General features: G+C 45.3%; 11 protein-coding genes. 7 read left to right on the top strand and 4 right to left on the bottom strand.

Features of this window, described 5'->3' with window-relative positions:
* Together mobB and mobA are read right to left on the bottom strand one after the other, a co-directional pair.
* The coding region (gene mobB, locus AC2A06_RS13575) for a molybdopterin-guanine dinucleotide biosynthesis protein MobB (RefSeq protein WP_037384391.1) at positions 1-516 on the bottom strand (516 nt) is incomplete at its 3' end.
* Complete coding sequence (mobA, locus tag AC2A06_RS13570) at positions 516-1,106, bottom strand: molybdenum cofactor guanylyltransferase MobA (protein WP_484380632.1); 591 nt, start codon at positions 1,104-1,106, stop codon at positions 516-518. The genes mobB and mobA, both read right to left, overlap by 1 nt.
* A gap of 154 nt (positions 1,107-1,260) precedes the next feature.
* Between mobA and AC2A06_RS13565 the strand changes: the two genes are divergently transcribed.
* The 5 genes from AC2A06_RS13565 to spfP all read left to right on the top strand — a co-directional run bounded on the left by AC2A06_RS13565 (position 1,261) and on the right by spfP (position 7,096).
* Positions 1,261-1,530: a YihD family protein gene (locus AC2A06_RS13565; protein WP_037384405.1), complete on the top strand. Its 270-nt coding sequence runs from the start codon at positions 1,261-1,263 to the stop codon at positions 1,528-1,530.
* Between the two features lie 193 nt (positions 1,531-1,723).
* Entirely contained in the window at positions 1,724-2,710 is a 987-nt protein-coding gene (locus AC2A06_RS13560; RefSeq protein ID WP_484380631.1) for a serine/threonine protein kinase, read from the top strand.
* 29 nt (positions 2,711-2,739) lie between these two features.
* Positions 2,740-3,363, top strand: coding sequence for a thiol:disulfide interchange protein DsbA (gene dsbA, locus AC2A06_RS13555; protein ID WP_037384400.1), 624 nt, complete (start codon positions 2,740-2,742; stop codon positions 3,361-3,363).
* Positions 3,364-3,957: 594 nt separating this feature from the next.
* Positions 3,958-6,750, top strand: coding sequence for a DNA polymerase I (gene polA, locus AC2A06_RS13550; protein ID WP_484380630.1), 2,793 nt, complete (start codon positions 3,958-3,960; stop codon positions 6,748-6,750).
* A gap of 298 nt (positions 6,751-7,048) precedes the next feature.
* A complete protein-coding gene (gene spfP / locus AC2A06_RS13545) occupies positions 7,049-7,096 on the top strand; it encodes a small protein SpfP (protein ID WP_071892919.1) in 48 nt (15 codons plus the stop codon).
* Positions 7,097-7,253: 157 nt separating this feature from the next.
* Here spfP and yihA read toward each other — a convergent pair whose 3' ends face one another.
* A complete protein-coding gene (gene yihA, locus AC2A06_RS13540) occupies positions 7,254-7,901 on the bottom strand; it encodes a ribosome biogenesis GTP-binding protein YihA/YsxC (protein WP_023492840.1) in 648 nt (215 codons plus the stop codon).
* Between the two features lie 946 nt (positions 7,902-8,847).
* On the opposite strand from yihA, the gene yihI reads away from it, so the two are divergent.
* Both yihI and hemN read left to right on the top strand, forming a co-directional pair.
* Positions 8,848-9,372, top strand: coding sequence for a Der GTPase-activating protein YihI (gene yihI, locus AC2A06_RS13535; protein ID WP_484380629.1), 525 nt, complete (start codon positions 8,848-8,850; stop codon positions 9,370-9,372).
* 182 nt (positions 9,373-9,554) lie between these two features.
* Positions 9,555-10,928, top strand: coding sequence for an oxygen-independent coproporphyrinogen III oxidase (gene hemN / locus AC2A06_RS13530; RefSeq protein ID WP_484380628.1), 1,374 nt, complete (start codon positions 9,555-9,557; stop codon positions 10,926-10,928).
* Between the two features lie 93 nt (positions 10,929-11,021).
* On the opposite strand, the gene AC2A06_RS13525 is transcribed toward hemN, so the two are convergent.
* Positions 11,022-11,144: a YshB family small membrane protein gene (locus tag AC2A06_RS13525; RefSeq protein WP_023489863.1), complete on the bottom strand. Its 123-nt coding sequence runs from the start codon at positions 11,142-11,144 to the stop codon at positions 11,022-11,024.
* Positions 11,145-11,230: the final 86 nt, after the last annotated feature.

Here is an 11,230-nt window from a genome sequence, read left to right as displayed (position 1 = left end):
TCGCTTCTCTGATTCAAGCCATTGGGCAATAAATAAGGCGATCATTGCCGGTTGATTGATATCTAGCCATGGTGCGATGCCTTCAATCCTTGTGTCACTGGCTACAGCAATAACATATTTATCCAGCATATCTGAAAGTGGCTTACCAACCGCTTCGCGGTAGAGAATAATTTTACTCAGTTGTTCATGCTTAAATCCCTCAACCAGGATTAAATCAACTTTATTACTATCGAACCTGCCCGCTAGATAGTTTAAATCTAAACTCTGTCCTTCCGGCATCTCAGTCATCAATGCCCAACGCCGATCACTGGCCACTAGTGTTTGAGCGGCACCCGCTTTACGTAATTCGTAGCTGTCCTTACCTGGTGTATCCACGTCCATATCATGATGTGTATGTTTTATAAGGCCAACACGGATCTGTTGTTGTCCCAGTAATGGGATTAGTTGTTTAAGTAACGTTGTTTTGCCGGTACCGCTGTAGGCAGCAATAGCCAACAAAGGTGGTAATGTACCCATTATTGTTGTCTCCCGGATTCCTGTAACCATTGCTGGCAATCCCCAGGCGTATTCAAATTACGGAATGCACTTTGTTGCCCGTTAAACACCACCTGTCGTGCATTAACGCTAGCCATAAACAGCATCAACTTACGTTCATTGTGTGCCAGATAATGATTTAAATCTGCTGCCAGACTGGTATGTAATAAGGCGAAGGTAGGGTGATTGCGTTCGCCATCATGGGCATAGGCTGCCAAGGAACTCCCTTTATTCAGCCATAAGTGCTCCACCAAATTGAGAGGGAAATCTGGCACATCGCAAGGTACTGATACAATCCATTCGGTACTGGCGTTGATGAGACCCGCTAAGATCCCCGCTAAAGGGCCCGGATAGTCTGTAGTTAGATCACTGACTATTGGGCATCCACTTTTCTTATAAGATTGCAGATTACGGTTTGCACTGATGATAATCTGATTAACCTGTGGGGTTAACCGACACAATACATGCTGGTATAAGGCTTTATCACCAAGTTGAATCAAGCCTTTGTCTTGTCCACCCATTCGTGTAGAGCGACCGCCAGCGAGAAGTACACCGGTTATTTCTGCATACATAGTTATCATCATCCTACCTTATTACTCATGTCTTGATTGTAACGCTAAAGCCTTGCTGACAGCAGGATTTACCTTTATTGACACGCAGGATCTTTCACTGTGCGTACAAGCCTGCTACTTTGTGGGTCTAACAGTTTCATTGGATGATATTGATATGAAAACGCACCGCCTAAATGAGTTGATTGAGCTATTGCAGCCAGCCTGGCAACAGGATCCAGACCTCAATCTGATACAGTTTTTACAAAAGTTGGCACAAGAAGCGGGTTTTCATGGTGATCTGGCTGATTTAAGTGATGATATTTTAATCTATCATCTTAAAATGCGCGGTAGTGCGGGTAGTGAGCAGATCCCAGGTTTGAAAAAGGATTATGAAGACGATTTCAAAACGGCACTGCTACGCGCTCGTGGTGTGATAAAAGATTAAAATTTACACCTAAGACCGTTTAAGATGCAGATAGGTGGCAACGCAGTGAAGTTCTTGAAGCTTGCTTATCCATTGACTTGGATGCGTTGGGAATGCCAGCCCCTTGCCGCTTGAATGGTGATGGGTATATACCCAAGTACGAGGGTTTTCATGCTTGGCCTGTTGTTGTTATCTAATAAACTGAATGGTTGTTATGAACAACGCTGTATTTAATTTTGAAACGCTTTCTCCTGATTTGATTATGGATGCCTTAGAGGGGATAGGTTTGCGTATCGATTCCGGGCTAACAGCACTGAATAGTTATGAAAACCGCGTTTATCAGTTTATGGATGAAGACCGTAAACGTTATGTAGTGAAATTTTATCGGCCAGAACGTTGGAGTAAGGAGCAAATAGAGGAAGAACACCAATTTTCTTGTGATTTATCTCAAAACGACATACCGGTGGTAACACCACTTATGTTAAGAGGGAAGACCTTACATACTCATGCAGGATTCTTTTTTACGCTGTTTCCCAGTGTAGGTGGCCGGCAGTATGAGATAGATAATCTTGAACAGTTAGAGTGGGTCGGGCGATATCTTGGCCATATTCATCTGGTAGGTAGTGAAAATCTGTTTGTCGAGCGGCCTACCATTGGGGTTGAAGAATATCTCACGGCACCGCAGCAGGTTCTTGCAGCCTGTGATTTGCTACCCAAATCGCAGCGCGATATTTTTTTACAGGCCACAGATACTCTGATTGCGGCGATTAAACCGCATTGGCAGTTAGACTGGCAACCGTTGCGTTTGCATGGTGACTGCCATCCGGGCAACATATTGTGGCGCGATGGGCCGTTGTTTGTCGATCTTGACGATGCGCGAAATGGGCCCGCAGTACAGGATTTATGGATGTTGTTGCATGGTAATCGTCAGGAACAACAACTACAGTTAAATATTTTGCTGGAAGCTTATGAGGAATTTGCCGAGTTTGATCGCCGTCAGTTGGCATTGATTGAGCCATTACGGGCCATGCGGATGGTGTATTATCTGGCATGGGTGGTTCGTCGCTGGCAGGATCCCGCGTTTCCTAAAAATTTTCCGTGGATGATTGAGCCTGATTTTTGGTTAACTCAGGTGAAAACATTTACAGAACAGGTGAAGCTGTTGCAGGAACCTCCTTTGCAGCTAATGCCAATGTATTGACGTATTAACATGATGGAGAATTTGGTCTTATGAAAAAAATTTACTTGGCACTTGTTGGCATGCTGATGGCATTCAGTGTTTCTGCTGCGCAATTCAGTGATGGTCAGCAATATATCACCTTGAAAAATCCAGTGCCGGGTGAGCCGAAGGTGCTGGAGTTTTTCTCTTTTTACTGCCCACACTGCTATCAGTTTGAAGAGGTTTATCATGTTTCTGACACAGTGAAAAAATCACTGCCAGAAGGAACAAAGATGACCAAGTATCATGTCGAGTTTCTGGGTCCATTAGGTAAAGAAGTGACCCAAGCTTGGGCGGTAGCCATGGCTTTAGGGGTTGAAGATAAAATTACCCAGCCAATGTTTGATGCTATCCATAAGAAGCAAACCTTAAAAACGCCAGATGATATCCGTAATGTCTTTATCAATGCTGGCGTATCTGCAGAGCAGTATGATTCTGCATTAAATAGCTTTGTGGTAAAAGCGTTGGTCGTTCAGCAACAAAAGGCGGCAGATGATTTACAACTACGAGGTGTTCCGGCGATATTTGTTAATGGCAAATACATGGTGAGAACCGAAGGTCTTGATGCTAGCTCTACGGATACTTTAGGGCAGCAATTTGCTGATGTTGTTAAATTCTTGCTTGCGCAACAGTAAACTGAATGATTTTTATCACGCCGGTTAATCCGGCGTTTTTTTTAACTTTATTGACGTTCGGGTTTATCAAGTAGATGATCTTTTTCCTGCCGTAATGCATTCAGCCAAAATTGGAATTCCTGCCTAATATTCAATCCTGACAACTAAGCCTCTATAACAACCAAGCCTCTACAACGGCAATGCGTTTCAGCGCCGACACAGCCTATCTCTAAATGGTGGCTGCTGGTTATCTTAAGTAAATAGCTGCGTGAATAATTCACTTATTTTCTGTCAGCTTATTACGTTCAATTGATTTACTTTCTGAATAAACCTGGTGATATATCCACAAATATCTCAAAAGGAATGAGTACATTAAATAATAAAGAGCAAAATCACACTACTTTGATTTGTATTGGTTTTTTTATTTAAGGTGATAATGATAGGCTGAGTGTTATAAATTATTATTTAATTTATTCACAAACTTATCCACAGATTTCAGCTTGCGAGTTTTATCACATAATCCTGGTTAATTTACGCATAATGTACGCTAAGATTCGTCAGCAGCGGCCAGCTATGGCATGCTTACCCCAGTCCTTTTAACGAAAAAGAAATACTATGGCCCAGATTGCAGAAAACCCACTGATATTAGTAGATGGTTCCTCTTACCTTTACCGCGCCTATCATGCTTTCCCACCGTTGACCAATTCATCCGGTGAGCCTACCGGGGCGATGTACGGGGTGCTGAATATGCTGCGTAGTCTGCTGCTGCAGTATACGCCGAGCCATGTTGCGGTGGTGTTTGATGCCAAAGGGAAAACCTTCCGTGATGAGTTGTTTAGCGAATACAAGTCACATCGGCCACCAATGCCAGATGATCTTCGTGCACAGGTAGAACCGCTGCACCAGATGGTTAAAGCCATGGGGTTACCACTATTAGTTACGCCAGGTGTGGAAGCTGATGATGTTATTGGTACTTTGGCTCAAGAGGCAGAAAAAGCGGGACACTCCGTGCTGATCAGCACTGGCGATAAAGATATGGCGCAATTGGTAACGCCTAATATCACGTTGATCAATACCATGAATAACACCATTCTTGGCCCTCAGGGGGTGTGTGATAAATACGGTATTCCCCCTGAGTTGATTATCGACTTCTTGGCGCTAATGGGTGACTCGTCAGATAACATTCCTGGTGTACCCGGTGTCGGGGAAAAAACCGCACAGGCATTGCTACAAGAGCTAGGCGGGCTGGATGTGCTCTATGCCAACCTTGACAGTATTGCTACGCTAAGTTTTCGTGGTGCCAAGACCATGGCGGCCAAGTTGGAACAGAATAAAGAGTTGGCTTATCTCTCTTACAAACTGGCAACGATAAAAACTGATGTAGAGCTGGATATTCACTGTAATGAGCTTACGGTTCGTTCACCAGATGTCGATCAACTGCAGGCGCTGTTTAAACGCTACGAATTTAAGCGCTGGATGGCTGATGTTGAAGCGGGTTCCTGGTTAGACAATAAATCCAGTCACAAGGCAAAAAGTGCAGTAAAAGCTGCCGCTCTTGTGGAGGAGCCAAGAGCAACCGTGGAAGCAACCTTATCACAGGATGGCTATGTCACAATCCTTGATGAGGAAACGTTTGCTGATTGGTTGCAACGCCTAAGAAAAGCGGATGTTTTTGCCTTTGATACCGAAACAGACGGTCTGGATACGCTGACTGCCAATCTGATTGGTCTCTCCTTTGCTATTGAGCCCGGAGTGGCTGCCTATTTGCCCGTTGCACATGATTATCTGGATGCCCCACCACAGCTGGATCGGGACTATGTACTGGCAACGTTGAAACCGCTATTAGAAGATGAAAAAGCGTTCAAGGTTGGGCAGAACCTGAAGTTTGATAAGAGTTTATTGGCACGTTATGACATCGACTTGCGTGGTATTGCTTACGATACCATGCTCGAATCTTATGTACTCAATAGTGTCAGTGGTCGACACGATATGGATAGCCTGGCTGATCGCTATTTGGGTCATAAAACCATTACTTTTGAAGAGATCGCGGGTAAGGGTAAAAATCAGCTGACTTTCAATCAAATCGCCCTTGAACAGGCGGCTCCTTATGCTGCGGAAGATGCCGATGTCACGCTGCAACTGCATTTAGTGATGTGGCCACAGATAAAAGAACAGGCAGATTTGCTAAAAGTATTCAATGAGATTGAAATGCCACTGTTGCCAGTGCTTTCTCATATAGAGCGAACCGGTGTTCTGATTGACCCCAATATTCTGGCGGCCCACTCAAAAGAACTGACCAAACGTTTGGCCGAGCTTGAGGTACAGGCGCATGAGTTGGCAGAGGAACCGTTTAACCTGGCTTCCACCAAGCAATTACAGGCTATTTTGTATGAAAAACAAAAGTTACCGATTCTGAAAAAAACTCCTGGTGGTGCACCTTCTACCAATGAGGAGGTGTTGGCTGAACTGGCTCTGGATTACCCATTACCTAAAGTGATCCTGGAATATCGTGGTTTAGCGAAACTTAAAACCACTTATACCGACAAACTGCCACTAATGATCAATCCGGTCAGCGGTCGAGTACATACCTCTTATCATCAGGCTGTTACTGCTACAGGTCGCCTTTCTTCCAGTGATCCAAATTTGCAGAATATCCCGGTACGTAATGATGAAGGTCGCCGTATTCGTCAGGCATTTATTGCGCCAGAAGGTTATTGCATTGTTGCTGCCGACTACTCGCAGATTGAATTGCGTATCATGGCCCATTTGTCTCAGGACGAGGGGTTGTTGAAAGCGTTTGCCGACGGTAAAGATATTCACCGGGCAACGGCGGCAGAGGTATTTGGCTTGGCGTTGGATAAAGTGACCAATGAGCAACGTCGTAGTGCCAAGGCCATCAATTTTGGCTTGATCTACGGGATGAGTGCTTTTGGCTTGGCCCGTCAGTTGGGGATTTCGCGTAGTGATGCCCAGCGCTATATGGACCTGTATTTCGAGCGTTATCCTGGCGTGCTGAGATATATGGAACAAACACGGCAACAAGCGGAGGAACAGGGGTATGTGAGTACCCTTGATGGTCGCAGGCTCTATCTGCCAGATGTGCGCTCCAGCAACGGTATGCGCCGCAAGGCGGCTGAAAGGGCGGCGATTAATGCTCCGATGCAAGGTACTGCTGCAGATATCATCAAGCGCGCGATGATCGAGGTGGATGCTTGGTTACAAGGGCAAGAGACGCCGCTGGTACGTATGATTATGCAGGTACATGATGAACTGGTGTTTGAAGTCCATCAATCGGCGATTGAAGCAGCCAGCCAACGTATTCATGAGCTGATGGAAGGAAGTATGAAGTTGGCGGTGCCGCTTAAAGTGGAAATCGGTATTGGCAAAAATTGGGATGAGGCCCACTGATTGTCGGCATCATAGGGGAACTGTTCAAGTTGCAGCTCACTCCTGCAGCTTGAATGTGACGGGTATACAATAGTCAGTGAATAACAGTCAGTGAATGGGCTGATAAGCTGAGCCAGGAATCAATATCTTTTGCTAACAGGTGATAATTTAACTGTTTTTTGTTATTTAGTTACATTTTTTGTTGGTTTTCCTGCAAAACAACTCCCCTTACGCTTCAAATCCTGTAAGCAAACTACAAAAAATCTTTTACAGCTTAAAAAAATGAGGTAAAGTTACAGACGTAGGGTACAGAGGTAAGATGTTCTATCTTTCAGACCTTTTACTTCACGTAATCGGATTTGGCTGAATATTTAGCCGCCCCAGTCAGTATTGACTGGGGCGTTTTTTTATTGTTTTTTGACGTGTGGTTGTCGGAAGTGTAATTGGATAACCAAATAACGTAGCGCGTAGATCTGTGTGCCTAGATTGATAACTAGTGTCTATGCATTGTTTTTACTATGTGATTATTCCCCAGCAATATCTTCCTCGGGTAACACTTCAGGGGGGATAGTATTAAACCAGGTATTCAACTTTTGACTCAGTTTGTCGACGCCGATTTTTTTCAGGGAGGAGAAAACTTCTACTTGGATATCCCCCATTAACGGTAATACCGCTTCGCGTACCATATTCAGTTGCGCTTTACGCGCGCCAGAGGCTAGCTTGTCCGCTTTGGTCAGTAATATCAGTACCGGGGTGCCAACATCGATAGCCCATTGAATCATTTGTTGATCCAAGTCTTTCAGTGGATGGCGAATATCCATCAGCACCACCAAGCCTTTCAGGCAGTTACGCATCTGCAGGTATTCACCTAGTGCGCGTTGCCATTTGCGCTTCATCTCTTCCGGTACTTCCGCATAACCATAGCCTGGTAGGTCTACCAAGCGGATACCTTCTTCAACCTCGAACAGATTAATGAGTTGGGTTCGGCCCGGGGTTTTACTGGTACGTGCCAGGCTTTTTTGATTGGTCAGGGTATTGAGTGCGCTGGATTTACCCGCATTGGAACGACCAGCGAATGCAACTTCAATACCTTCATCAGCGGGAAGGTGGCGAATATCGGGTGCACTGGTGACGAAATGGGTCACATGATAATTGTAATTCTTGCTGGTCAAAATTTTTCGTCTCCGTGAGGATAGATGGCTATCTGGTGGGTGATTATAACTGTATCGGCGATAAAAAGGGGGGATCATTCAAGCAACCTTGCCAGGTCTCTTTATTTGCTTGCATCAACTTCGGTATAAAACGGTATCGGTTGTGTAAGACATTTGCCATTAGAAGAGGCGGCAATATCGCTTTATCTGATGGTGATTTTTTATTTTTTTGTTAAAAAACAATATATTGTATTTATTATGGAAAAAATATCACTGTAAGCCAATGGTAGGTGGCTTGAGCGTAATCCATAAAAGCGTAAAGTAGCTTTCATCGCAGGACGCGAAGGAAACAGGAACATCCAGGAAGGGTGATAAATCTCAGGGAGTGCACAAGGTGTGCAATGAGTGACAGGATGATGTTAGAGGGAGTTTTGTACTAAGGGGATAGGGATAATCCAGTAACGGCAATCAGGATGCCCGCAGGAAGCACACTCAGGACGAGTGGTTGTAAACGGATTTTGTCATGGACGTTATTTCTTCAGGATGAAGAACATTGTCGCAAGGAGTGCGATTGTTTGTACCAGAGGTATGAATAGCTTAGGGATAACTCAGTAACGGCAATCAGGATGCCCGCAGGAAGCGCACTCAGGACGAGTGGTTGTAAACGGATTTCGCTATGGACGATTCTTTCTTCAGGATGAAGAACATTGTTGCAGGGAATGCGTTTTTGCAAATGGAAAGACCGGGATGTTGAGTGTATGCATGGAGTGCATAATCAGTATATCCTTCAGTTGAAGGTGGGGAAAAGGCAGCAGGTTATACCTGCTGCCTTTTTTCTTTGTTGGCTTTCTGCTAGATTCCGCCACAATCGTATCGCATTACTTTATTCAGGTTCATTCAAGTAGCCGTAGCCGGCAACAGTAAACTTGGGTATATACTGAATCCAGATCCCCTGAGAGCATAAACCATGAATCAGCCATCAAAAGCCCCTCGCGTTCCACGTAGCAGTGTGGCGACGTCAAAAAGTAAAAAGAAAAGCCGTATGGAGCTTGATCAAGAAGCTCGTGAGCGTAAGCATGTGAAAAAACGTCGTGGCAATGCTTCTGGTTCGCGGACTCAGGTTGAGTCTGCTAACCAAAAAAATAAGACTGGGGCCCAACCCAAAGATCCCCGTATTGGCAGTAAAGTGCCAGTAGCGTTAGTGGTTGAAGCTAAAGCGAAGGTAAAACCTCAACCCAAGCAGAAAGTAGAAGACAAACCCCGTCTCTCTCCCGAGGAAGAACTCAGCAAACTGGAAAATGATGAGCGTCTGGATGCATTGCTTGATCGTCTCGATATTGGTGCAACCCTAAGCGCTGAAGATCAGCAGTATGTCGATCAGACTCTGGATCGTATTGATGAACTGATGCAACAGTTGGGCATTGAATTGGGTGATGAAGACGAAGATGACGAGAAACAGGAAGATATCCTGAAACTATTGAAGGGTAGTTAATCCTGTATGTGGCTGATCCCAGTGATAGCCTTGTTATTGACATGTTATCTACTGTGGTTATCCGGTAAACTGTGGCGGCTATCGAAACGTCAGGCGCGCTTTCGCCGTGCTTCTGCGGTCAGACAATGCACGCAGTTGCCCATTTCCCGGCTCGGTAGAAAAAAATATCGAAAGGAGTAAGCATGTCAGAACAGACAATAGTCTGGGATTTAGCCTTAATACAAAAATATAACTATTCAGGCCCCCGTTACACCTCCTACCCTACAGCGTTGGAGTTTAATCAGAGCTATGATGAAACTGCGTTCCAACATGCTGCTGTGCGTTATCCTGAGCGCCCGCTTTCGCTTTATGTGCATATTCCATTTTGCCATAAGCTCTGTTACTTCTGTGGCTGTAACAAACTGGTGACACGCCAAACCCATAAAGCGGATGAATATCTGACGGTGCTGGAGCAGGAGATTATTGCTCGTGCCCCGCTGTTTAATGGCCGCAAAGTGAGCCAGATACATTGGGGTGGCGGTACGCCCACTTATCTTGATAAGCGGCAAATCAGCCGGCTGGTGGCCATGCTGCGTCAGCACTTTGATGTTCAGCCGGATGCGGAAATGTCGATTGAGATAGATCCGCGAGAGATTGAACTGGATGTGCTGGACCACCTGCGTGATGAAGGTTTTAACCGTTTGAGTATGGGGGTACAGGATTTTAACAAGGAAGTGCAACGTCTGGTTAACCGTGAGCAGGATGAAGCGTTTATTTTTGCCCTGATCGCTCGGGCCAAGTCGCTAGGGTTCAATTCCACCAATATCGATCTGATCTATGGCCTGCCAAAGCAGACCCCAGAGAGTTTTGCCTTTACTTTACAGCGCGTAGCAGAGTTGAATCCGGATCGTTTGAGTGTGTTTAATTACGCCCATTTACCTAATCTGTTCCCTGCTCAACGCAAAATAAAAGATGCTGACTTGCCGAGTGCGCAACAAAAGCTGGATATTCTGCAACAAACTATCACTTCACTGACCGAGTCAGGCTACCAGTTTATTGGTATGGATCACTTTGCTCGACCCAATGATGAGCTGGCTATCGCCCAACGTGAAGGCAAATTGCATCGTAATTTCCAGGGATACACCACACAAGGAGAAAGCGATCTCCTGGGGTTGGGGGTTTCCGCCATCAGTATGCTGGGCGATAGTTACGCGCAGAACCAAAAAGAGCTGAAAACGTATTATGCGCAGGTGGAAGAGAGCGGTAATGCTTTATGGCGCGGCCTGACAATGACACCGGACGACTGTTTGCGCCGTGATGTGATTAAAACACTGATCTGTAATTTCCAGCTCGATTATCAACCCATTGAGCAATTACATGGCATCGAGTTTGCTGATTATTTTGCGCCTGACTTGTTATTACTGGCCCCCTTTGAACGTGATGGCCTGGTGGAGCGCAATGATCAAGGAATTCGGGTAACACCACGTGGGCGCTTGTTGATCCGAAATATTTGCATGTGCTTTGATATTTATCTGCGCAAACAGGCGCGTGCTCAACAGTTTTCACGCGTTATCTAATGTTTCAACCCAAGCTTATTCAAGCTGCAGTTAATCTTTCTGCCGCTTGAATGGCTACAGGTATAAAACAACCGCTGCCATGGTGGCTGTTTTTTAACTGAAGAAATTGATCAGGGTGGCACACAGTAAGGCGGCCACGGCGGTCAGCGGTGTATGGCTGACGGCAGAACTGACGTCTGCCCCTTGAGTAATAAAAACGATAAATGAATCCAGCATCACAAGCCTCCGGAATTTGTGACCCGATCATACTGCTGTCACTGGTCCTGTAAAGACTATTTTTGCCGATTTTTTGTGCGCTTGAT

The sequence above is a fragment of the Serratia sp. HNCC26DJ244 genome (assembly GCF_057180565.1).
The sequence above is the reverse complement of the archived record's forward strand: the minus strand, read 5'-3'. Positions and strand labels throughout refer to the sequence as shown.